Source organism: Phenylobacterium parvum, from assembly GCF_003150835.1.
Taxonomy (GTDB): Bacteria; Pseudomonadota; Alphaproteobacteria; order Caulobacterales; family Caulobacteraceae; genus Phenylobacterium; species Phenylobacterium parvum.
The window spans coordinates 1,282,550-1,303,828 of sequence record NZ_CP029479.1; the positions used below are offsets into that span (position 1 = coordinate 1,282,550).

A 21,279-nucleotide genomic window follows, 5' to 3' on the forward strand; every position below is an offset into this window, starting at 1 on the left:
CCCTCTAATAGGTGTCGGCCAGGCCGGGAGGGGCCAGATCATGCGTTGCCCGTTCTGCGGACACCCCGAGAGCCAGGTGAAGGACAGCCGCCCGTCGGACGACGGCGCGGCCATCCGTCGCCGCCGGTCCTGTCCGGAGTGCGGCGGTCGGTTCACCACCTTCGAGCGGGTGCAGCTGCGCGAGATCACCATCCTGAAGCGCTCCGGCCGCCGCACGCCCTTTGACCGGGACAAGCTGGCGCGGTCCATCGCCATCGCCACCCGCAAGCGGCCCATCGAGCCCGACCGTATCGAGCGGATGATCTCGCAGATCGTGCGCCAGCTGGAGAGCCTGGGCGAGACCGAGCTCCCGTCCTCCGTCGTCGGCGAGATGGTCATGAAGCAGCTCAAGGCCCTCGATGACGTGGCCTATGTCCGCTACGCCTCCGTCTATCGCGACTTCCGGGAGGCGGCCGAGTTCGCGACCTTCCTCGGCCGCGAGGGCCTGAGCGAGAGCGGAGAGGATGACCGCTAGCCGGATCACCCTGAAGCTCGCGACCAGCCTGGATGGACGGATCGCCACCGCCACGGGCGAGAGCCGCTGGATCACCGGCGAGGAATCCCGGCTAGAAGTCCACCAGCTGCGGGCCGAGGCCCAGGCGGTCATCGTCGGGATCGAGACGGCCCTGGCGGATGACCCTGAACTGACTGTCCGGCTGGATGGCTTTCCCGGCCCCCAGCCGGCCCGGGTTGTGCTGGATACCCACCAGCGGCTTCCGCCCCGGTCAAGGCTGGCGGTGACGGCGCGGGAGATCCCGACCTACGTCATCGCAAGCGGGCCGGCGGACCCGGCCCTTCAGGCGCTCGGCGTCCGCATCCTTTCGACGGGAACGCCCGGCGTCCGTCCCGACCCGGCCCGGGTGGTCGAGGTGCTTGCGGCTGAAGGCTTGTCGCGGCTCTTCCTGGAGGGGGGCGGGCAGGTGGCTGCGGCCTTCATGGCGGCGGGGCTCGTCGACCGGCTGGTCTGGTTCCGGGCGCCCCTGATCCTCGGCGCCCGGGGTCGACCTGCCGTGGGCGATCTGCCATGGGATCGACTCGCGGACGCGCCGCGCTTCCGGCGCGCCGCCCTTGCGGAGTTTGGACCCGACCTCTGCGAAACCTACGAGAGGACCTGATGTTCACTGGGATCGTCACCGACGTCGGCGCGGTTCGCGCCATCCGGGACACCGACCGGGACCGGCGCTTCGAGATCACGACCGCCTATGACCTCGCCACCGTGGAGATCGGCGCCTCTATCAGCCACTCGGGCTGCTGCCTCACCGTCGTGGAGAAGGGGGCGGACTGGTTCGCCGTCGAGGTCTCCGGAGAGACCCTCGGCCTGACCCACCTCGGAGACTGGGGTGTCGGGCGTCGGGTCAACCTGGAGCGAGCGGCGAAGGTCGGTGACGAGCTGGGCGGGCACATCGTGTCGGGCCATGTGGACGGCGTGGGAGAAGTGCTTTCCGTGACGCCCGAGGGCGGATCCCGGCGGGTCCGGTTCCGTGCGCCGCGTCCGCTGCACCGGTTCATCGCCCCCAAGGGCTCGATCACCGTCGACGGCGTCTCGCTGACCGTGAACGAGGTCGAGGACGACGTCTTCGGCGTGAACCTGATCCCCCACACCTGGGAGGTGACCACCCTCGGGGACCTCGCGCCGGGGACCCGGGTCAACCTCGAGATCGACATGCTGGCCCGCTATCTCGCCCGTTGGCGGGAAACGGCCTAAACCCGAGCCATCAAGGAAACCGGTATGATCCAGGACAAGCTGCGACTGCTCATCGTCGAGGCCCGCTTCTACGACGACCTCGCCGACGAGCTCCTGAAGGGGGCCTCGGACGTGCTGTCGGCGCACGGCGCTGAGTTCGATGTTGTAAGCGTGCCCGGCGCCCTCGAAATTCCCGGCGCCGTGGCCATGGCACATGACGCCCGGCAGTCGCCCGCCGGCGTGAGCTACGATGGCTTTGTGGCCCTCGGTACGGTCATCCGGGGCGAGACCTACCACTTCGAGATCGTCTCGAACGAGAGCACCCGGGGCCTCATGGACCTGACGGTCCGCGAGGGCGTCTGCCTGGGGAACGGCATCCTCACCGTCGAGGACGAGGAGCAGGCCTGGGCGCGGGCCCGGGTCAACGAAGGCGACAAGGGCGGCGGCGCCGCACGTGCGGCCCTCGACATGATCGCCCTGCGCCGCCGGTTCCTCGGCCAGGAGCGCTGATGTCCGTTTCCCACCAGGCCCGGTCGGTCGCCCGGCTCGCCGCCGTCCAGGCCCTCTACCAGATGGAGGTGTCGGGGGCCGGGGTCGAGGCCGTCGTCCGGGAGTTCTCCGAACACCGGTTCGATCGCTCCCCCGCCGGCGAGGAAGGGGAGGGCGCGCCTCTGGCGGCGGCCGACGAAATCTTCTTCGCGGAGCTGGTTCGCGGGGTCGTCGAGCACCAGCGCGGGATCGACCCCGCCATCGCCCGCCGCCTGGCCCAGGGCTGGCGGCTGGATCGCCTGGACGCAACGGTCCGCGCCATCCTGCGCGCGGGGGCCTTCGAGCTGGCCCACCGGCCCGACGTGCCGGTCGAGGTCGTGATCAACGAGTATGTCGACCTGGCCCGCTCCTTCTTCGAGGGACCGGAGCCCGGCTTCGTCAACGCCGCCCTCGATGGACTGGCGCGGGATGTCCGGGCCTGAAACCCCCGAAGGACCGGATGAGTTCGGCCAGATCGCCGAGTTCTTCCGGCCGCTGACCCGGGGAGAGCCCGGCGCCTTCGACCTGCTCGACGACGCCGCCGTGCTCCCGGATTCCGGGGCTGACCAGGTCGTGGTGACCCAGGACGCTCTGGTCGAGGGTGTTCATTTCCCCCCTGGCGAGGCTCCCGAGGACATCGCGGCCCGGTTCCTGAGGGTGAATCTCTCCGACCTGGCGGCCAAGGGCGCCGAGCCCTTCGCCTGGCTCCAGACCCTGGCCTGGGGGCCAGGTTGGAGTGTTGACCGCCGGCGGGCCTTCGCCCGTGAACTGGCCCGCGAGGCGGAAGCCTTTGGCCTGGTGCTGCTGGGCGGCGACACGGTCTCGACGCCCGGACCCCTCATGGTCTCGGGGACCTTTTTCGGCCGATGCCCTCCGGGCGGCATGATCCCCCGATCCGGCGCCGCGCCCGGCGACCTCCTGCTGGTCTCGGGGCCAGTGGGCGACGGCTTGCTCGGCCTCCAGGCGGTGACGGGCGCGATCGCCGACCCGAAAGGACGCCTGGCCCGGAAGTTCCGACGCCCCGAACCCCGGCTCGACCTCCGAGAGGTGCTCCGGCGCTGCGCCTCCGCCGCCGCCGACATTTCCGACGGCCTCGTCGCCGACGCCGGCCAGCTCGCCCGCGCCTCGGGCTGCTCCATCCGGCTGGAGCTGGAGCGCCTGCCCCTGTCGCCGGAGGCGCAGGACTGGGCGGCCCGTCAGGCGTCGCCTGAAGCCGCCCTGCTGGCCCTGGCGACCGGAGGCGACGATTACGAGGTGGTCCTTGCCGCGCGGCCAGATCACCGCGCCGAGTTGGAAGAGGCGGGCTGCACGGTTGTCGGCGTCTTCCATGTCGGCGCCGCCGAGGTCCTTCACGAGGGACGGCCGCTTGATGCGGGCGCAGGGGGGTGGCGGCATGGGTAGGGCGGCCCCAACTTCAGGGCGCGCTGCGGCGGCCCGTTACCGGAGGACTTCCATGAGGCGTTTACTGCTGCTTACCGTCGCCTTCCTCATGCTCTCGCACCCGCCGCTGGCCTTCGCGGCCGGGGAGAAGAAGGAGGGTGGCGCACCCAGCGAAGCGGACCTCAGGATCGACCTGTCCGGGATCGGGCTGCCGGTCATGAAGGACGGCAGGGTCGTGAACTTCGTCTTCATCCGGGCCCGAATCCAGTTGAATCCCGGCCTGACCAAGGCCGAAATCGAGACCCGGGAGCCCTTCATCCGGGAAGGGCTCGTCCGTTCCGCCTATCGCACGCCGCTGAATTCCGGCACGGACTACATGGCCCTGGACCCCAAGAAGTTCGAGGCGGCCCTCATGCGTGAGGCCAAGACCGCCCTGGGGGCCAACAAAGTCCGCTCCGTGGAATTGCGGGACCAGAAACCCCAGAAGCGGATCTATCCGCCGCAATCCCAGACCGGGGCCCGGCGCGAGGTCATCAACCCCTGAGCGTCGTTCCCACCCATTGGGAACCGGGGTCCTCCGGACAGTTCCTGGCGGCGATCTCGAACAATCATTGCATGCGGGGCCGAGGTTTGGCAGTTTCCCCCGTCTTTCGGCGGGCGCAGACTCGGTCGCGCCGTCGGTTCGGAAAAACTCGGGGGACGGGTGTCGGGGGTGTGATCCTTTTCACTCCCGTCGGTCTCCGCACAGTCTTTGAAGGGGCGCTTCGACTATGAGCTACATCATGCTGGCGATCTTGGCCGGCCTCCTTGCGGTGCTTTATGGCGTCGTCCAGACGGTCTCCCTCATGCGGGCTTCACCGGGCAACGCCCGGATGCAGGAGATCGCTGCGGCGATCCAGGAAGGCGCTCAGGCCTATCTCAACCGTCAATACACGGCGATCGGCATCGTCGGCGCCGTGATCTTCGTGGCGCTGTTCCCCCTGCTGGGCGGCCTTGCGGCCTTCGGGTTCCTGATCGGCGCCGTGCTCTCCGGCCTCGCTGGCTTCGTCGGCATGCTGATCTCGGTCCGCGCCAACGTCCGGACGGCCCAGGCGGCCTCCGAGGGCCTGGCACAGGGCCTGTCCATGGCCTTCCGGTCGGGCGCCATCACCGGCATGCTGGTGGCCGGCTTCGCCCTGCTGGGCGTCGCGGGCTACTTCCACTTCCTGACCGGCGTGATGGGCCTGGCGTACAACGATCGTCACGTCATCGACGCCCTGGTGGCCCTTGGCTTCGGCGCTTCGCTGATCTCCATCTTCGCCCGTCTGGGCGGCGGCATCTTCACCAAGGGCGCCGACGTGGGCGGCGACATGGTGGGCAAGGTCGAGGCCGGTATCCCCGAGGATGACCCGCGCAACGCCGCCACCATCGCCGACAACGTGGGTGACAATGTCGGCGACTGCGCCGGCATGGCCGCCGATCTGTTCGAGACCTACGCCGTGACCATCGTCGCGACCATGGTCCTGGCCGCCATCTTCTTCGGGGCCGGCGCCCTGAACCTGATGCTGCTGCCGCTGGTTATCTGCGCGGTCTGCATCGTCACCTCGATCCTGGGCACCTTCGCGGTGCGCCTGGGCCGTTCGCAGAACATCATGGGCGCCCTCTACCAGGGCCTCATCGTCACCGGCGTCCTGTCCATCGGCGCGATCTGGTGGGCGGTGCACGCCCTGGTCCCGGGCCCGGTCACCACCAACAGCGGCCTGGTCATCGACGCCCAGTCCCTGTTCCTGTGCGGCCTCGTCGGCCTGGCCGTCACGGCCCTCATCGTGGTGATCACCGAGTACTACACCGGCACGGGCTTCCGTCCGGTGAAGTCGGTCGCCAAGGCCTCGGTCTCCGGTCACGGCACAAACGTGATCCAGGGCCTGGCCATGAGCCTTGAGTCGACGGCCGCTCCGGCCATCGTCATCATCGCCGGCATCATGATCACCTTCGGCCTTGCGGGCCTCTATGGCATCGCCATCGCGACCACCGCCATGCTGGGCGTCGCTGGCTTCATCGTCGCCCTCGACGCCTTCGGCCCGGTCACCGACAACGCCGGCGGCATCGCGGAAATGGCGGGCCTGCCCGCAGAAGTCCGCGTCACCACCGACGCCCTGGACGCCGTGGGCAACACCACCAAGGCCGTGACCAAGGGCTATGCCATCGGTTCGGCCGGCCTGGGCGCCCTGGTGCTCTTCGCCGCCTACACCGAGGACCTGAAGTACTTCTCGGCCGAGGCCAAGCCGGGCTCCTTCTTCGAAGGCCTGGGCACGGTCGCCTTCGACCTGTCGAACCCCTACGTGGTGGTCGGCCTGCTGTTCGGCGGCCTGCTGCCCTTCCTGTTCGGCGGCCTGTCGATGACGGCCGTGGGCCGGGCTGCAGAGTCGGTGGTGGAGGAAGTCCGCCGCCAGTTCCGCGAGAACCCCGGCATCATGACCGGTGAGGTCAAGCCGGAGTACGGCCGGGCGGTCAGCATCCTGACCAACGCCGCCATCCGCGAGATGATCGTGCCGTCCCTGCTGCCGGTCGTCTCTCCCGTGGTCCTGTTCTTCGTCATCACCGCCGTGGCGGGCAAGGCCAATGGCTTCGCCTCGCTGGGCGCCATGCTGATGGGCGTGATCGTGACCGGCCTCTTCGTGGCCATCTCGATGACCTCCGGCGGCGGCGCCTGGGACAACGCCAAGAAGCTGATCGAAGAGGGTCACTACGGCGGCAAGGGCTCCGAGGCCCACAAGGCCGCGGTGACCGGCGACACCGTCGGCGACCCCTACAAGGACACGTCGGGTCCCGCCGTGAACCCGATGATCAAGATCACCAACATTGTCGCCCTGCTGCTGCTGGCCATCCTGCACGCGGCGGGCTGAGGCCCCGGGGGCCGGTCCCCGGACCCGCCGCCCAATTTCGGTACGGATGACGCCCCGGGATCACTCCCGGGGCGTTTTCTCATGTCCTTCCGTGCATCACTGGCTGTAGGCGGCCGCCGGAAGGGGCCGCGCCGCGCCTGCCCTCACGCCGGGCCTTGGTGCGCAGCGCGCCGCATCCCCGCCACAGGCGACGACCCGGGTCACGCCGGTCTCGTCACGGACACTGGGCGGCGGAGTGGGCAGGAAAGCGGGCAGGGGGCGGATGACGAGGTCGTCCACGGCTCCAGGGGTGATCCGCAGGAAACCCGGCGTGAAGTCCAGCCTGTAGTTCGGCCCTGCAGTCAGCCCGCCCAGCAGGATCGCGTAGAGGCCGGGGCTCTCCCCGGGTTCCCGGGCCAGCAGGCCCGAAAGGGCATCCCTGGCCAGGACCTGGCCAGAGGTCAGGCGCCAGGTGAAGACCGGATCGGGAAGGCCCGCGAGACGGCTGGCGTCGTCTGCCGCGATGGAGAGGGGGAGGGGCGTGATGGTCCCGGCGGCCGGTGTCATGCGGACCTGGTAGTTCGCACCTCCTGCGCCATCGACCAGGGTGTAGGCGGTCACGGACAGGGTCCTGGCGCCGGCGTCGGGGGTATCGAAGGCCTGGGCCAGTCCGCCTACGGAGTCTCCGGCGACAAGGCCAGACACGGTCGGCGTTCCTGCGGAGCCGGTCCCGCCGTCATACACCCGGGTCTCCGATGTCGCGGTGACGGTCAGGACCGCCCTGGCGATGGCGCCCGAGGCGGAGTTCAGGACCACCGTGTAGTTGCCGCCGCCATTCCCGTCGTTCACGGCGTAGCCGGTGACCGAGAGCGTCCGAGCCCCGGCGTTACGGCTGTCAAAGGCCTGGCTGAGACCGGAGACGCTGTCGCCGGCGATCAGACCGGACGCCACGGGGGTTCCCGCCGCCGCCGCGCTTCCATCGTAGGTCTTGTTCTGAGCCGAGGCGGACAGGGTCAGGAGGGCCCGGGAAATCGCGCCTGCGGCGGTGTCGAGCCGGACCGTGTAGTTCCCGCCGCCATTGCCATCGTTCAGAGTGTATCCGGTCACCGAGACGGTGCGCGCGCCGGCGTTGCGACTGTCAAAGCCCTGTGAGAGGCCGGAGACAGTATCGCCGCTGACAAGCCCGGAAACGGTCGGGGTTCCTGAAGCGGCGGTGCTTCCGTCGTAGGTCTTGCTGGCGGGGGTCGCCGACAGGGTCAGGAGGGCCTTGCCAATGGAACCCTGTGCGGAGTTCAGGCTGACGGTGTAGTTCCCGCCGGCGTTCCCGTCGTTCACGGTGTAGCCGGTGACCGTGACGGTCCGGGTCCCCGCGTTGCGGCTGTCGAAGGCCTGGCTCAGGTTGGAGACGGAGTCCCCGGGCGCAAGGCCGGTGGCGATCGGGGTCCCCGGGGCGACGATGCTTCCGTCGTAGGTCCGGGAGGCCGCCGAAGCCGTGAGGCTGAGCAGGGCGCGGGAGATTGACCCCGCGGCGGAGTTGAGGGTCACCGTATAGTTCCCGCCGGCATTCCCGTCGTTCAGCACATAGCCGGTGATCATCACCGAGCGGGGTCCGGCATTGCGGCTGTCAAAGGCCTGGGTGACGCCCGAGACGGTGTCTCCCGCAAAGAGGCCCGCCGCGACCGGGGCGCCTGAGGCGGTCGTGGTCCCGTCATAGGCCCTGGAGGCTGAAGCCGCGGTCAGGCTGAGCGGCGCCGGGGCGATGCTTCCCGCCGCGGACAGGGTGGTGACGGTGTAGTTCGCCCCGCCATTCCCGTCGCTGACCGTGAAGGGGGCGACCGAGAGGGTCCGGGCGCCGGCGTTCCGGCTGTCAAACACCTGCGAGAGGGAAGGGATGGCGTCGGTTCCCTGCAGTCCCGTCACCAGGGGCGTCAGACTGGAGGTGGCGGTCCCGTTGTAGGCGCGGGAGTCCGTCACGGCCTGGACCTGGAGGGCGGCCGGGGTGATGGTCAGGTTGCCTGGGGTGAAGCTGAAGCCGTAGTTGAGCCCCGAGACCAGGGTCCCGAGCGTGGGCGTGACCGCGTAGGTCCCGACGTTCCAGGCGGCCAGTCCGCCGAGGGCGGGGGCTCCTGACCAGGCGTCCGCCGCACTGTCGCCCGCCCTCAGGCCCGTGACATTGAAGGAACCCGCCGCCGGCGCTGAGCCCGTGTAGGTCACGCTGACTGCGTCAACGGACACATTGAGAACGGGCTGGAAGCCGTAGACGAACCGGTTGCCGGGCCCCGGGGCGCTGGCGAAGCTCCCGAACCCGGAGGCGGAGAATGTGTAAGGCGCGCCATACCAGGCCTTACCGGTCAGGCCGCCGGTCACGTTCCCGGTCGGAGCGAGGCCGGCCGACCCCGTGAGTTGGCTGTAGACCAGCCAGCGGCCTGCAGCGGCGGAGAGCGAGGCCGCGCCGGCGTTGTTGATGAAGTTCCCGTTCGCGGCGAGTCGGATCGCATCACCGGCCCCGGTGGCTGAAAGCGTCGCGCCCGGGCGGAGAATGATGTCGGATCCGCTTGAGGTCCCGACGTTGTCGACCCGGATGCTGGCGCCGGAGAGCGATCCCAGGGTGATGGCCCCGCTGGTCAGGTGGGTCTTGCCCGTCCCGGGGCCGAGGTGGATGCGGATGTCGCCGGTCCCGGCGTCAAGGGAGGTCCCGCCCGCCATTGTGATGACGGCGGCGCCCGGGTCCCTGTCGGCGTCCACAACGCCGGAGGACAGGAGGGTGTTGGCGTAGAGGTTGATGTCGCCGCCCGCCGTAGTGATGCCGGCGTTGATCAGAAGGCTGCGCCCCGCCTGCAGGGTCAGGTCGCCGCCGCTGGCACCGGGAACAATCACGGGACTGTTGATGGTGATGTCGTTGCTGGCCTGCAGGGTCAGGGACGATCCGGTCGCCAGCTGGGCCGTCAGGTGCGCCGGAAGCAGGGTGACGGTCTGGCCCGTGGCGCGGTTGTAGGTCAGCTGGTTCAGGTCGGTGAGACCGACGAAGACCCGGCCCTTGTTCCCGTTGACGAAAAAGACGGATCCGTCTCCGAGGTAGGGGCTCCATCTCATCCTGATCCGGTCGCCTGGGGCGACTCCGAGAATGCTGTTGATCGAGGAGACAACACCGCTGACGCCGGTTGTTCCCTTGCCGAAGGTCACGGCTCCGACCCCGTTCCAATCCTGGCTGGAGACCGTATAGTTACCTCCGGGGAGCGACAGGACGTTGTCGAGGGAGAACTGGTCCCCGACATAGTCGAAGGCATGGGAGCCAACGAGGCTATTTGCAGCCGAGACCGCCCCCACGGTCCCTCCGGTTGGAGAGAGCCATGTTACGGCCCCAGCGTCCTCGAGCACTCCGGAGTCCCAGCTTGGGGTCAGGGTAATGGCGTATCCGCCGTCCATCAGCAGGGTGTATCCGCCCACGTAATCGCCGGTGCTCAGGCCCACCAGGCTGTTGGACGCCGAGACCACCCCAACCGTTGCTCCGAGGCCATTGCCCCAGGTCACAGCTCCGGCCTCGAGGGCCGCTCCGTTGTTCCAGACAAGACTACTGACGTAGTAATTGCCGTTGGGTAGGGCCACCATACCGCCGATCCCCACCCGGTCCTGGGCGGTGGATCCGATTAGGCTCTTGGATGCTGAGATCGCCCCGGTCGTCCCGCCGAGGCCATTTCCCCAGGTCACGGCTCCGACGGAGGAAATTGCGCCCAAGCTCCAAAATGGTGTCGTCACCACATAGTTGCCATTGGCCAATGGAATGACATCAATCGCGGCGCCATCGCCCGCTGACGAGCCATGAAGACCCATGGCCAGATCCACTACGCCCGACGTAGGGCCTGAGCCAGAAGCCCAGACGGCTATCCCCACATTCGACGCGGCGCCGTCGTTGATCGCTCCAAACGCGACATAGTTGCCATTCGTCAGGGAGGCGATGCTCCCAAAGCGATCGTTTGCTCCAGCGCCCACGAGGCTATTGGAGGCTGAAACTGAACCCACCGTTCCGCCAAGTCCGCTACCCCAGCTGACCGCCCCGACATTTGTGGTGGCGCCATTGTCCCAGTCGGGACTGACGCCGACATAGTTCCCGTTTGTCAGGGGGAATACGGCGTAGCCCACACGATCGCCGATCTGCGATCCGACAAGGCTGTTCGAAACCGAGATGAGGCCGACCGTAGATCCAGTACCCGAGGCCCATGTCAGCGCCCCGGCGTCCGTGATGGCGCCATTGTCCCAGTAGGCGCTTCCGATGACGTAGGATCCGTTCGAAAGCGGCAGCGTGTAAGACCCGACGAGATCCCCGGCGCTTCCGCCAACCAGGCTGTTTGACGCAGAGACCAGCCCGGTGATCCCTGTGACACCACTGCCCCAAGCTACCATCCCTGCATCGGCGGCTGCGCCGTTGTCCCAGTGAGTCGAGGACGTGATGAAGTTGCCGTTGGCCAGTTCCCAGGTCCGACCCGAACCGATCTGGTCGCCGGCGGTGCTGCCAATAAGGCTGTTCGAGGCGTTGATCGTCCCGGTAAGGCCCGTGGTCCCGTTCATCCAGGTTACGGCCCCGGCGGCGGCGGCGGCCCCGTTGCTCCAGTTCGGCGTGCTTACGACAAGATTTCCGTTCGAAAGTGTGAAGATCCCCGGGTAAGCACAACACCCCGAACCGATGAGGCCGACCCGATCCCCGGCGGTTGACCCGACAAGGCTGTTCGCGGCGCTGACTGCACCAGTCACGCCCGTTGCGCCGTTGCCGAAAGTCACGGCCCCTGCGTCGGCGATCGCGCCATTGTCCCAATAACCCGATGTGACAACGTAGTGGCCGTTGGTCAGTGGGGTGATGCGTCCAACCTGGTCGGCTGTGCGAACTCCGGTGAGACTGTTGGCGGCCGAGACAACCCCGCTGACGCCGGTCACCCCGCTGCCCCAGGTCGCGGCCCCAGCCCCCGCAGCGGCCCCATTGCTCCAGTTCGGTGAGCTGATGACGAAGTTGCCGTTGCCAATAAGTTGTTCGACCCAGTAACCAACCCGGTCATCGGCGCGCGATCCCACGACGGTCGAAAGGAGCGCGCCGGTCGTCCCGTTGAAAAGGTAAACCGCTCCCGCGCGCAGGGCGACGGAGGAGTCAAAGCTGGCGGTGACGACGACATTACCCGTACTCAGCGGAACGACCTGTGCGCCAAAGTTGTTGTCGCTCCCGAAATGCGGGTCGATGAGCTCATACTGTGGATAGAGTCCGCTGGAGGCGTCGATCACGATGGATTTCGGATCGAGGAGGACCTGGCCCCCGACGCCGGCGTCCGCCAGGCCGCCCAGCCGGACGTCGCCCTTGGAGGAGACCTCGATCAACCCGGCGCCCGCGGCGAAGGTTCGGCCCCAGACCTCGGTGAGACCGGTTGACCAGTAGACGACCGAGCCGCCGTACCGGGCGTACTCCGAGGTCGCGGAGACCCGGGTCCCCGGCGTGGACAGGACCTCGAGCGCCGGCCTGAGATCTCCGAGACCCCGATAGTCGCCGCCGATCCGGATCCGGCCGCCCAACCCGCCGTCGGCGGAGAGTGCAGCCTCATTCAGGACGATCCGGGAGCCAAGGGCGACGATGGCGCCCCCGACGCCGCCGGGCGCCGATGCCGACCAGGATCCCGAGGTATAGAGGTTGGCCCCGCCGTCGATGGCGATGGCGCCGCCGCGGGCGGTCCCGGTCGCCGTCACCTCGCCCGAGGCGGTCTCGGTGTAGGTCCGGGCGGCGACCACGGCGATCCGCCCCCCGTCGCCCCGGTTCCCGGCGGCGGAGATCCTTCCGGTGTTGAAGACGGCTCCTCCGGCGATCGACACCTCGCCCCCGCGCCGCCCCGAGGCGTCGAGGATCCCCTGGTTGAAGACAAGGTTCCCGGAGATCGACACCTGACCGCCGTCAGGCCCGGAAGACGCGGCGATGCGGACGCCGGGATCCACCTGGACCGAGCCTTCTCCGGCAGAGATCGTCACCCGACCGCCAAGCCGTCCGGCGCCCGAGGCGAGGACCTCGCCGCCGAGGTTTCCTGCAAGGGCGTAGATGTTGCCGCCCTGTGTCGCCAGGTCGACCATGGCCGCGCGGATGCGCCCGGACTGGGTGACGCCGCCGCCGGGCGCGCCCAGCTCCACCTGGAGGCGGGCCCCTGCTGCGCCGGCTTCCGCCAGGGTGACGCGGCTGCCTGAGGCGAGGACCGCCGCGCCGCCGTGCGCCTCGATTTCGCCGCCATTCTCCACGGTGCGTGAGAGCAGGAGGATGTCGCCGCCCGACGCGCCGATGCGACCCAGGTTGATCACGGAGGCCTGGGAGTCGCCCGAGAAGGAGAGGGCGCCGCCGCCAAGGAAGTCCGCGTCGGAAAGGTCAAGTGTCGAGGCCAGGAAGCTTCCGCCTGTCGCGATCTCTCCCCCCGGTCCGATGAGGATCCCCGCCGGGTTGAGCAGGTAGACGGAACCGCTGGCGCTGAGGCCCCCGTCGATCCGCGAGAGGTCGCCTCCCGTCACCCGGTTCAGGGTGGCGCCGCGACCATTGGCGAAGTGCACCGATGCGCCCTGGCCGACGGAGAAGGACGACCAGTTAAGGATCGCCCGAGGAGTGGACTGGGTGATGGTGAGGCTTGTCTTGCCCGCAGAGACGCTGGCGTCACCCGCTGAGACCTGTCCGCCCTGCGGCAAGGCCTGCGAAAGGGCGGGGGAGGCGGCGAGAAGACCGAAAACGGACGCGCCGAGAAGCCATTGGTGTTTCAAGACGCATCTCCCCCCACGAACACGCCCTCCGGCGCCGCTGACCTAGCCAGCGCACGCGTTCAAGGTAAAGGAGAATTCAAGCTTAACGGGAAACCACAGGCCGACGGCGCGCCGACCGGCGGAGAATGGTTGTGGATCGGGAGCGGGCCCGCGTCAGCGGCGGTCGCCAGGCCTCGAGCCGGGAACGCCTTCTTCTTCGCGGGGCAGCAGGCCGCCGGCGCCGATGGAGCCGATCAGCTGCTCGATGACGGTCAGCTCACGTCCACGGGTGGGGGTCTCGCGACCGTTGAAGGCGATCACCTTGCCGTCGGCGAGGGTCAGGTTATCGACCGTCTTCACCGCCTCGGTCTCCTTGTCGAAGGTGATGACGGTGACGTCCCGGCGGGTCACGACCGGGCGCATGAAGGCCACGGTCTCCTTGGTCTGGTTCATGTAGATCCAGACATTGGGATCGAAGGCCGAGATGGAAGACGGCGAACCCAGTCGCCCGCGCACGCTCGCCTTGCTGTCCTCACCCGGCTTTACGTCGCGGGGATTGGACTCGATCGCCTGGAAGCCGGAATAGGAGGCCATGGGCGCGCAGGCCCCGGACAGGGCGGTCCCGGCGAGGACGGCGGCGAAGACGGCGCGTTTCAGCATAACAGTTCCGTTTCCTGGCTCCGGGCTTTGACCTAACGCTCACCGCCCCTTACTGCAATGCCGGCGTTAGCCGCCGCTCGCGGCGAAATCGAGGCCGAGATGCGACTCTTCAGGAAGCAGCGACCCGCGACAGAGGCCGGAAAGCGGCTCTACGCCGCCTGCGTGGCCCAGGCCCGCCAGCCCAGGCTCTACCGCGAGCTTGCGACCCCGGACACCGTCGAGGGGCGGTTCGAGCTGTACAGCCTGCATGTCATCCTGGTCCTGGACCGGCTGGTCCGCCAGGGCGATGAGGCCGCCGAGGTCTCGCAGGGCCTCTTTGACGCCTACATCCGTTCCCTGGACGACGCCCTCCGGGAAATGGGGGTCGGGGACCTTTCGGTGGGCAAGAAGATGCGCCGGATCGGCGAGGCGCTTTACGGTCGCCTGCGCAACTACGAGGGCGCCTTCATCGGGGAGGAGGGCGCCGATCCCCTCCCGGTCATTCTTGAGCGGACGGTCTACCAGGGCGTCGACAATCCGCCCCTGGAGGCCATGTCGGCCTATGTCCTGGGACAGAGGTCACACCTGGCGGGGCTACCCCTGCGGAGCCTTCTCGACGGCGCCCTCGAATGGTCTGCGGCATGACCAGCGAGGGCATTGTCCGGCTCGGGGACCTGGCTGCAGGGCCGGTGCGCCGCAAATGGATCCCGGACGAGGCCGTTCGCGCGGCCTTGGCCGCCCGCTTGGGCGTGAGAGCCCTGCCTGCGCTTGAGGCCGAGCTGGAAGTCCGGTCCTGGATGGACGGCTGCGAGGTGAGTGGACGTTTCCGGGCCCGGGTCACCCAGGTCTGCGGCGTGACCCTGGAGCCCTTTGACCAGCCTGCGAACGGCGACATCGAACTGAGGCTGGTTCCAGAGGGGAGCCCGAACCTGCCGGAAGATCCCGCCGCCGGAGAGGTGGAGATCTCCCTGGAGTCCCCGGACCCGCCCGAGCCCCTCGAAGGCGACGCGGTCGACCTGCACGCCCTGGTGGAAGAGCACCTGGCCCTGGAGATCGATCCGTTTCCCAGGCGGCCGGACGCTGTCTTCGACTGGGCGCCGGAGGCGCGGGAGGACTCGCCCTTCGCCGCCCTCAGGGCGCTGAAGCCACCCAATACGTGAGCCAGTGCCTCGGCTCGGTTTGCATGGCCCCCTTCGGGCTGTATCGTTGATCATTGGGCATGTGAGGTCAGGCTGAGTCTTTTGTCGGGTTCCAAAGTCATTTCGATCGACGCCATGGGCGGCGATCACGGGGTTTCCGCCACCGTGCCCGGCCTGGCCCTGGCCCTGAAGCACCTGCCGGGTGATCTGCGCTTCCTCCTGCATGGCGATCAGGCGCAGATCGGCCCGGAGCTGGCCCGGAACGCCGAGCTCGCAGGGCGCAGCGAGGTGCGCCACACGGACAAGGTCATTTCCTCGGACGAGAAGCCCGCCAATGCGGTGCGTCGCGGCAAGGGCGCCTCCATGTGGAACGCCGTGGAGTCCGTGAAGGCCGGAGAGGCCGCCGCGGCGGTGTCCAGCGGCAGCACGGGCAGCCTTATGGCGATCGCACGGCTGGTCCTGAGGATGGCCGTGCCCATGGAACGCCCGCCCCTGGTCGTGCCCTGGCCGGGCCTGAAGGGCGTGACGACCTTCCTGGACGCCGGGGCCAACATCGAGTGCGACGCAGAGCGGCTGGTCGAGTTCGCCATCCTGGGTGAGGCCTATCACCGGGTCGCCTACGGGGTCGCCCGGCCCCGGGTCGGCCTTCTGAATGTCGGCTCCGAGGACATGAAGGGCCATGAGGCGGTGCAGCAGGCCCACGCCATCCTGAAGAGCGGGCGGCTGGACCTGGACTATCACGGGTTTGTCGAGGGCGATGACCTGTCGGCCAACCTCGTCGACGTGGTCGCCACGGACGGTTTCACCGGCAATGTGGCCCTCAAGACCGGCGAGGGCTCGGCCCGCTACATCACCGAGGAGCTGCGCGCCGCCCTGACTTCCAGCCTGCCGGCCAAGATCGCCGCCCTGCTGGCGCGGCCGGCCCTTCGGCGCTTCAAGGCCCGCATCACGCCCACGCCCGCGGCGCCCCTGCTCGGTCTGAGCGGGCTGGTGGTGAAGTGCCATGGCGGCGCGGACGCCAAGGACTTCGGTCGCTCGGTCGGCCTGGCTGCGGAACTGGCGGCCAGCGACCTGATGAGCCAGATTGAGCGGAACATGTCGCGCCTTGGCGCCCCGCCTGAAGGAGCTCCCGCGTGATCCGGAGCGTGGTGACAGGTGTCGGCGGCTATCTCCCGGACGAGGTGCTGACCAACGCTGACCTCGCCAAGTTCGTCGACACCTCGGACGAATGGATTCAGGAGCGGACGGGCATCCGGCAGAGGCACAGGGCGGCTCCGGACCAGGCGGTCTCGGACCTGGCGGTCGAAGCGGCGCGCCGGGCCCTGGAGGCGGCGGGGCGGACTCCGGCCGACGTGGACCTGATCATCGTCGCCACGACGACCCCCGACCTGACATTTCCGGCCGTGGCGACCATCGTCCAGCGCAAGCTGGGGGCGCCGGTCGGCATCGCCTTCGACGTGCAGGCCGTGTGCTCGGGCTTTGTCTTCGCCCTGTCGACCGCCGACGGCTTCACGGCGCGGGGGCGCTCGAAGTGCGCCCTGGTGATCGGCGCCGAGACCATGACCCGGCTCATGGACTGGAGCGACCGGGGCACCTGCGTCCTGTTCGGCGACGGAGCGGGCGCCGTGGTGCTGGAACCGGGCGAGGGCAGGGGAGACGCCAGCGACCGTGGCCTGCTCGGCTTCGCCCTGAGGGCGGACGGGACCAAGCAGGACATGCTGTATGTGGATGGCGGGGTCTCGACCAATGGCCAGGTCGGCCACCTGCGCATGCAGGGCAACCAGGTCTTCAAGCACGCGGTCATCAACATCTCCGAGGCCGTGACCGCGGCGGCGGAGGACGCCGGGATCCAGATCGCCGATGTCGACTGGTTCATCCCGCACCAGGCCAACCAGCGCATCCTGAACGGGGTCGCCAGCCGGCTGGGCCTGGACGAGGCCAAGGTGATCTCGACGGTCGCAGAGCACGCCAACACCTCGGCGGCTTCCATTCCCCTGGCCATGGCCCAGGGGATCGCCGACGGCCGGATCCGCCGTGGAGACCTCCTCATCATGGAGGCCATGGGCGGCGGCCTGACCTGGGGCGCCTGCACCCTGCGGCTCTGACCCCCACGCGTCGTTAACATCGGGCTTGATGGGCCTGACTTGAAAGGCTTATCTGGCGGCTGACCGGCAGCGGCCGGCGTGGCGACTCAACCCCTCGCAGGAACCCAGGCCATGAACGGCTCTACAGTCACCCGTGCGGACCTCGCCGAGGCGGTCCATGAAGAGGTCGGCCTGACCCGCCAGGACTGCGCCGAGCTGGTCGAGCGCACGCTGGAACTGACCGCCCAGGCCCTCGAGCGCGGCGAGCAGGTGAAGCTGTCGGGCTTCGGCGTCTTCCAGGTCCGCGCCAAGCGGGCCCGCATGGGCCGCAATCCCAAGACCGGCGAGCCCGCGGCCATCGAGCCACGGCGGGTGATCGGTTTCCGCGCCAGCCAGGTGATGAAGGCGCGGATCGACCGCGCCCTCTCGAAGTAGGCCGTGGCCAAGGGCCCCGACGCCTTCCGGACCATTTCCGAGGCCGCCGACGAGGTGGGCGTCGCCCCGCATGTCCTGAGGTTCTGGGAGACGCGGTTCTCGGTCATCCGTCCCATGAAGCGCGCCGGCGGGCGCAGGTTCTATCGCCCCCAGGACGTCGCCCTCCTGAAGTCCCTCCGGGTGCTTCTCCATGACCGGGGGCTTTCGATCCGGGAGGTCCAGCAACTCGCCCGCGTCGAAGGGGTCCGGGCGCTGGTCAGCCGAGCGGAGAGCGGCCCAGAGTCCGTTCCCGAGCAGGTTCCCGCCGCCTCCGTCATCGTCCCGGAGCCAGCCCATCTGGTGGCTGCGCCATCTCCTGCTCCAGCGCCGTCAGGCCCGGATGACGAAGGCCTGCGGCGCCTGGCCGCGGCCCGGGATGATCTCATTGCGGTGAAGCGGCGGCTCGACGCCCTGCTGTCGACCTGACGTCGAAAAGGCTTGCCCGTCGGGCGCAAGCCGCTAGAAGGACCGCTCGCCGATGTCGGAGCGTAGCGCAGCCTGGTAGCGCACTTGACTGGGGGTCAAGGGGTCGTGGGTTCGAATCCCGCCGCTCCGACCATCGGCCTAACGGCCCCTGTTCATCCAGGTCATCAGGGGCAGGATCGGCAGACCCCAGCCCACCCCCGCCACGGCGAAGAAGACCAGCTTGATCCGCATGTCGTCCGGCAGGCGATCCGCGATGGCGGTCGCCGCCCAGATGTACCCGGCCAGGAAAACGAGGATCGCCACCGATCCAATAAAGCTTCGAAGCGTCGGCTGCATGGTCAGGATATAGCCTGAGGCGACGACTTCGTCATCGAAAGATGGACGAACGACGCAGCCGGGGCTAGCAGGGCGCCATGAACGCGCTCACTCCTCCTGATCGTTCCCGTCCCGTCGCCATCTGGCTCTTCTGCGTGGCCGCCCTGGTGCTGGCCATGGTCATCGTAGGCGGCGCCACCCGCCTGACCGGCTCAGGCCTGTCGATCACGGAGTGGCGCCCTGTGACAGGGGCGCTTCCGCCCCTGAGCGACGCCCACTGGGCCCAGGAGTTCCAGAAGTATCGGGAAATCCCGCAGTACCAGCAGGTCAACCGCGGCATGTCGCTGGAGGCCTTCAAGTTCATCTACTGGTGGGAATGGGGTCATCGGTTCCTCGGCCGCCTGGTCGGCCTGGTCTTTGCGCTTCCGTTCGCGGTTTTCCTTTTCCGTCGGCAGATCCCCCAGCGGCTTGTCGGGCGTTGCTGGGCCCTTTTCGCCCTCGGCGGCCTCCAGGGCGCCATCGGCTGGTGGATGGTGGCCAGCGGCCTGAGCGAGCGTGTGTCGGTGGCGCCGGAGCGCCTGATGACGCACCTCGGCATGGCCTTCTTCCTGTTGGCTGCACTTTTCTGGACCGGGCTGGAGGCCTGGAACGGCCCCTCGCGGCGTCATGCGCGGGGCGCCTGGCCTCGGCTGGCCCTGGGCCTCGCCGTCCTGGTCTACTTCCAGATCCTGCTGGGCGCCCTGGTGGCGGGGAACGATGCTGGCTATGTCCTGACGGACTGGCCCCTGATGGGGGGGCGCTGGTTCCCGGAGGACTACGCCGGACCGGGGGTGTGGGCGACGCTGGCCCACTCGATTCCGGCCGTCCAGTTCAACCACCGGATCGGCGCCTACGTGCTCTGCGCCTGTGCGGTCGCCCTGGTCTTCGCCTGCGTCCGTTCGATGCGCGCGCCCGTGGGCGTGCGCAGGGTGGGCTTGGCCCTTGGCCTGTCAATCTTCTGCCAGGCCGGTCTTGGGATCTGGACCCTGGTCTCCGCCACGCCGCTTTCGCTGGGCCTTGCGCACCAGGCAGCGGCGGCAGGCGTCCTGGGCCTCGCCACGGCGTTTCTTTGGACGGCGCGCCGCGCCTGATTTGGTATCATGTTACCTGAAGTTTTTTCATTCGATTTTTCAGGTGTTTAGCGGAAACTCACCGCATGTGAGTTGACAGGGAAAGGGGCCGCGTCGTATCCGCGCGCCTCACCCCGGGCTCCGGCCCGAGCGCAACCAATGGACCCGTTCCCATGCTGAAGACGACGGCTTCGCTGAAGCCCGCCGACGTCGAGAAGAAGTGGATCGTGATCGATGCAGAGAACGCCGTTGTCGGCCGCCTCGCATCCTTCATCGCCAATCGTCTCCGCGGCAAGCATCGCCCCGACTACACGCCGCACGTCGACTGCGGCGACTTCGTGGTCGTGATCAACGCCGACAAGGTGAAGCTGACGGGGCGCAAGCTCCAGCAGAAGACCTACTACTGGCACACCGGCCATCCCGGCGGGATCAAGGAGCGGACCGCGGACAAGATCCTCGGCGGCCGCTTCCCCGAGCGCGTCCTCGAAAAGGCCGTGGAGCGCATGCTGCCCAAGGAGAGCCCCCTGGCCCGGAAGCAGATGACGCACCTGCGCATCTACGCCAGCGCGGATCATCCCCACGCCGCCCAGAACCCGGAGACCGTGGTCTTCGGCGACATGAACGCCAAGAACGTGCGGACCAAGTAAGCCGATGACCGACGCTCCCGCTCCCACAGGCTTCGACGCCCTGCAAAGCCTCTCCACCCAGGCCGCCCCTCAGGCGGTCGTCCACGAACGCAAGATTGACGCCCAGGGCCGCGCCTACGCGACCGGCAAGCGCAAGAACGCCGTGGCCCGCGTCTGGATCAAGCCCGGTAAGGGCCAGATCACCATCAACGGTCGCGACCAGGAGGTCTACTTCGCCCGCCCGGTCCTGCGCATGATGATCGCCCAGCCGCTGGAGGTTTCTGACCGCTCCGGCCAATTCGACGTGGTCGTCTCGGTCGCCGGCTCGGGCCTCTCCGGCCAGGCCGGTGCGATCCGCCACGGCATCTCCAAGGCCCTGACCTATTTCGAGCCCGAGCTTCGTTCGGTGCTGAAGCCGCACGGCTTCCTCACCCGCGACAGCCGCGTGGTCGAGCGCAAGAAGTACGGCAAGGCCAAGGCCCGCCGCAGCTTCCAGTTCTCGAAGCGCTAAGGTCTTTCCGCCCACATGGGCGAGGCTTCCAGGGGCCGTCCGAAAGGGCGGCCCCTTTGCTTTTCAGGAAAGCAGCGCCAACTCGGCAGGGAGATGGAGGCCGGATCATGATCAGGACGGAACGCCTTGTCCTGCGATTGCCGCAACTGTCGGACCTGGAGGACATCCACGCCCTCTTCGCCGATGGCGACGCCCTGACATATTGGTCCTCGGGGCCGCACCCTTCCCTCGAAGCCACGCGGGAGTGGCTACAGCCCCTGCTGGAGGATCCCGCCTCGGCGGAGTTCGACTTCTTCATCGAGATGGGGGGCAGGATCGTCGGCAAGATGGGATGCTGGCGACCGCCTGAGGTCGGTTTCATTCTGATCAGGGACGTCTGGGGCCAGGGGATCGCTCGGGAGGCGCTGGAGGGACTGATTGACTTCATGCGACGGCGGCGCGTTTGCGACCACCTGTGGGCGGACGTGGATCCGCGGAATGTGCGATCGAAGCGGCTGCTCGAGGCCTGCGGGTTCCGGTTCGTAAGGTCGGAGCGAAACACCATCGAGACCCATATCGGCTGGTGCGACAGCGACTATTTCCGGCTCGACCTGACCTGACGCTCCCTCTCCGGGCGCTGGGGGCGTGCTCTCCTGTGGCGTTCCGCCCGGGAATGGCGTAGCGCGTCATTTCTCCCTTTCCCGTGTGCGGTCCCCTGGGTGACGGCTCCCGGTC

General features: G+C 68.4%; 21 protein-coding genes and 1 tRNA gene. 19 read left to right on the plus strand and 3 right to left on the minus strand.

Going from position 1 to position 21,279, the window contains the following annotated elements; genetic code table 11:
• The first annotated feature begins 40 nt into the window (after positions 1–40).
• The 8 genes from nrdR to HYN04_RS06265 all read left to right on the plus strand — a co-directional run bounded on the left by nrdR (position 41) and on the right by HYN04_RS06265 (position 6,516).
• The gene (nrdR, locus tag HYN04_RS06230) at positions 41–514 is read left to right on the plus strand and encodes a transcriptional regulator NrdR (RefSeq protein WP_110449964.1); all 474 of its coding nucleotides are present in this window, start codon (positions 41–43) and stop codon (positions 512–514) included.
• Complete coding sequence (locus HYN04_RS06235) at positions 504–1,154, plus strand: RibD family protein (RefSeq protein WP_110449965.1); 651 nt, start codon at positions 504–506, stop codon at positions 1,152–1,154. The genes nrdR and HYN04_RS06235 overlap by 11 nt, the downstream gene beginning before the upstream one ends.
• Positions 1,154–1,744 (plus strand): riboflavin synthase, encoded by a 591-nt coding sequence (locus HYN04_RS06240; RefSeq protein ID WP_110449966.1) that lies wholly within the window; start codon positions 1,154–1,156, stop codon positions 1,742–1,744. Before HYN04_RS06235 ends, HYN04_RS06240 begins: the two co-directional genes overlap by 1 nt.
• 24 nt (positions 1,745–1,768) lie before the next feature.
• Positions 1,769–2,233 carry a 6,7-dimethyl-8-ribityllumazine synthase gene (gene ribH / locus HYN04_RS06245; protein ID WP_110449967.1) on the plus strand — a complete coding sequence of 155 codons (465 nt, stop codon included), beginning with the start codon at positions 1,769–1,771 and terminating at the stop codon, positions 2,231–2,233.
• On the plus strand, positions 2,233–2,694 hold the full coding sequence (gene nusB, locus HYN04_RS06250; RefSeq protein WP_110449968.1) for a transcription antitermination factor NusB: 462 nt from the start codon (positions 2,233–2,235) through the stop codon (positions 2,692–2,694). The genes ribH and nusB overlap by 1 nt, the downstream gene beginning before the upstream one ends.
• The gene (gene thiL, locus HYN04_RS06255; RefSeq protein ID WP_162599563.1) at positions 2,681–3,652 is read left to right on the plus strand and encodes a thiamine-phosphate kinase; all 972 of its coding nucleotides are present in this window, start codon (positions 2,681–2,683) and stop codon (positions 3,650–3,652) included. The genes nusB and thiL overlap by 14 nt, the downstream gene beginning before the upstream one ends.
• A 52-nt stretch (positions 3,653–3,704) precedes the next feature.
• Complete coding sequence (locus tag HYN04_RS06260) at positions 3,705–4,175, plus strand: hypothetical protein (RefSeq protein ID WP_110449970.1); 471 nt, start codon at positions 3,705–3,707, stop codon at positions 4,173–4,175.
• A gap of 226 nt (positions 4,176–4,401) precedes the next feature.
• The gene (locus tag HYN04_RS06265) at positions 4,402–6,516 is read left to right on the plus strand and encodes a sodium-translocating pyrophosphatase (protein WP_110449971.1); all 2,115 of its coding nucleotides are present in this window, start codon (positions 4,402–4,404) and stop codon (positions 6,514–6,516) included.
• Positions 6,517–6,612: 96 nt separating this feature from the next.
• On the opposite strand, the gene HYN04_RS06270 is transcribed toward HYN04_RS06265, so the two are convergent.
• Together HYN04_RS06270 and HYN04_RS06275 are read right to left on the minus strand one after the other, a co-directional pair.
• Positions 6,613–13,263, minus strand: a complete 6,651-nt coding sequence (locus tag HYN04_RS06270) for a YDG domain-containing protein (RefSeq protein ID WP_110449972.1) — start codon at positions 13,261–13,263, stop codon at positions 6,613–6,615.
• Positions 13,264–13,416: 153 nt separating this feature from the next.
• The gene (locus HYN04_RS06275; RefSeq protein ID WP_110449973.1) at positions 13,417–13,902 is read right to left on the minus strand and encodes an outer membrane protein assembly factor BamE; all 486 of its coding nucleotides are present in this window, start codon (positions 13,900–13,902) and stop codon (positions 13,417–13,419) included.
• A gap of 99 nt (positions 13,903–14,001) precedes the next feature.
• On the opposite strand from HYN04_RS06275, the gene HYN04_RS06280 reads away from it, so the two are divergent.
• The 7 genes from HYN04_RS06280 to HYN04_RS06310 all read left to right on the plus strand — a co-directional run bounded on the left by HYN04_RS06280 (position 14,002) and on the right by HYN04_RS06310 (position 18,137).
• A complete protein-coding gene (locus HYN04_RS06280) occupies positions 14,002–14,526 on the plus strand; it encodes a ubiquinol-cytochrome C chaperone family protein (protein WP_110449974.1) in 525 nt (174 codons plus the stop codon).
• A complete protein-coding gene (locus HYN04_RS06285; RefSeq protein ID WP_110451319.1) occupies positions 14,523–15,041 on the plus strand; it encodes a YceD family protein in 519 nt (172 codons plus the stop codon). The genes HYN04_RS06280 and HYN04_RS06285 overlap by 4 nt, the downstream gene beginning before the upstream one ends.
• 81 nt (positions 15,042–15,122) lie before the next feature.
• The gene (gene plsX / locus HYN04_RS06290) at positions 15,123–16,157 is read left to right on the plus strand and encodes a phosphate acyltransferase PlsX (RefSeq protein WP_110449975.1); all 1,035 of its coding nucleotides are present in this window, start codon (positions 15,123–15,125) and stop codon (positions 16,155–16,157) included.
• Positions 16,154–17,125 carry a beta-ketoacyl-ACP synthase III gene (locus HYN04_RS06295; protein WP_162599564.1) on the plus strand — a complete coding sequence of 324 codons (972 nt, stop codon included), beginning with the start codon at positions 16,154–16,156 and terminating at the stop codon, positions 17,123–17,125. Before plsX ends, HYN04_RS06295 begins: the two co-directional genes overlap by 4 nt.
• A gap of 111 nt (positions 17,126–17,236) precedes the next feature.
• The gene (locus HYN04_RS06300) at positions 17,237–17,539 is read left to right on the plus strand and encodes an integration host factor subunit alpha (protein ID WP_110449976.1); all 303 of its coding nucleotides are present in this window, start codon (positions 17,237–17,239) and stop codon (positions 17,537–17,539) included.
• A gap of 3 nt (positions 17,540–17,542) precedes the next feature.
• A complete protein-coding gene (locus HYN04_RS06305; RefSeq protein WP_110449977.1) occupies positions 17,543–18,004 on the plus strand; it encodes a MerR family transcriptional regulator in 462 nt (153 codons plus the stop codon).
• A gap of 56 nt (positions 18,005–18,060) precedes the next feature.
• Positions 18,061–18,137, plus strand: a tRNA-Pro gene (locus HYN04_RS06310).
• 5 nt (positions 18,138–18,142) lie between these two features.
• On the opposite strand, the gene HYN04_RS06315 is transcribed toward HYN04_RS06310, so the two are convergent.
• Positions 18,143–18,340, minus strand: a complete 198-nt coding sequence (locus HYN04_RS06315; protein ID WP_110449978.1) for a DUF2842 domain-containing protein — start codon at positions 18,338–18,340, stop codon at positions 18,143–18,145.
• Positions 18,341–18,417: 77 nt separating this feature from the next.
• Between HYN04_RS06315 and HYN04_RS06320 the strand changes: the two genes are divergently transcribed.
• The 4 genes from HYN04_RS06320 to HYN04_RS06335 all read left to right on the plus strand — a co-directional run bounded on the left by HYN04_RS06320 (position 18,418) and on the right by HYN04_RS06335 (position 21,164).
• The gene (locus HYN04_RS06320; protein ID WP_110449979.1) at positions 18,418–19,449 is read left to right on the plus strand and encodes a COX15/CtaA family protein; all 1,032 of its coding nucleotides are present in this window, start codon (positions 18,418–18,420) and stop codon (positions 19,447–19,449) included.
• Between the two features lie 152 nt (positions 19,450–19,601).
• Positions 19,602–20,075, plus strand: coding sequence for a 50S ribosomal protein L13 (gene rplM, locus HYN04_RS06325; protein ID WP_110449980.1), 474 nt, complete (start codon positions 19,602–19,604; stop codon positions 20,073–20,075).
• A gap of 4 nt (positions 20,076–20,079) precedes the next feature.
• Positions 20,080–20,565, plus strand: a complete 486-nt coding sequence (gene rpsI, locus HYN04_RS06330) for a 30S ribosomal protein S9 (protein ID WP_110449981.1) — start codon at positions 20,080–20,082, stop codon at positions 20,563–20,565.
• A 107-nt stretch (positions 20,566–20,672) separates the two neighbouring features.
• Positions 20,673–21,164 (plus strand): GNAT family N-acetyltransferase, encoded by a 492-nt coding sequence (locus HYN04_RS06335; protein ID WP_110449982.1) that lies wholly within the window; start codon positions 20,673–20,675, stop codon positions 21,162–21,164.
• Positions 21,165–21,279: the final 115 nt, after the last annotated feature.

Coding starts and splice junctions, on each gene's coding strand:
- HYN04_RS06260 (WP_110449970.1), top strand. CDS start 3,705: ATGAGGCGTTTACTGCTGCTTACCGTCGCCTTCCTCATGCTCTCGCAC.
- thiL (WP_162599563.1), top strand. CDS start 2,681: ATGTCCGGGCCTGAAACCCCCGAAGGACCGGATGAGTTCGGCCAGATC.
- HYN04_RS06315 (WP_110449978.1), bottom strand. CDS start 18,340: ATGCAGCCGACGCTTCGAAGCTTTATTGGATCGGTGGCGATCCTCGTT.
- HYN04_RS06240 (WP_110449966.1), top strand. CDS start 1,154: ATGTTCACTGGGATCGTCACCGACGTCGGCGCGGTTCGCGCCATCCGG.
- nrdR (WP_110449964.1), top strand. CDS start 41: ATGCGTTGCCCGTTCTGCGGACACCCCGAGAGCCAGGTGAAGGACAGC.
- HYN04_RS06320 (WP_110449979.1), top strand. CDS start 18,418: ATGAACGCGCTCACTCCTCCTGATCGTTCCCGTCCCGTCGCCATCTGG.
- HYN04_RS06235 (WP_110449965.1), top strand. CDS start 504: ATGACCGCTAGCCGGATCACCCTGAAGCTCGCGACCAGCCTGGATGGA.
- nusB (WP_110449968.1), top strand. CDS start 2,233: ATGTCCGTTTCCCACCAGGCCCGGTCGGTCGCCCGGCTCGCCGCCGTC.
- rpsI (WP_110449981.1), top strand. CDS start 20,080: ATGACCGACGCTCCCGCTCCCACAGGCTTCGACGCCCTGCAAAGCCTC.
- ribH (WP_110449967.1), top strand. CDS start 1,769: ATGATCCAGGACAAGCTGCGACTGCTCATCGTCGAGGCCCGCTTCTAC.
- HYN04_RS06300 (WP_110449976.1), top strand. CDS start 17,237: ATGAACGGCTCTACAGTCACCCGTGCGGACCTCGCCGAGGCGGTCCAT.
- HYN04_RS06280 (WP_110449974.1), top strand. CDS start 14,002: ATGCGACTCTTCAGGAAGCAGCGACCCGCGACAGAGGCCGGAAAGCGG.
- HYN04_RS06335 (WP_110449982.1), top strand. CDS start 20,673: ATGATCAGGACGGAACGCCTTGTCCTGCGATTGCCGCAACTGTCGGAC.
- HYN04_RS06285 (WP_110451319.1), top strand. CDS start 14,523: ATGACCAGCGAGGGCATTGTCCGGCTCGGGGACCTGGCTGCAGGGCCG.
- rplM (WP_110449980.1), top strand. CDS start 19,602: ATGCTGAAGACGACGGCTTCGCTGAAGCCCGCCGACGTCGAGAAGAAG.
- HYN04_RS06275 (WP_110449973.1), bottom strand. CDS start 13,902: ATGCTGAAACGCGCCGTCTTCGCCGCCGTCCTCGCCGGGACCGCCCTG.
- HYN04_RS06265 (WP_110449971.1), top strand. CDS start 4,402: ATGAGCTACATCATGCTGGCGATCTTGGCCGGCCTCCTTGCGGTGCTT.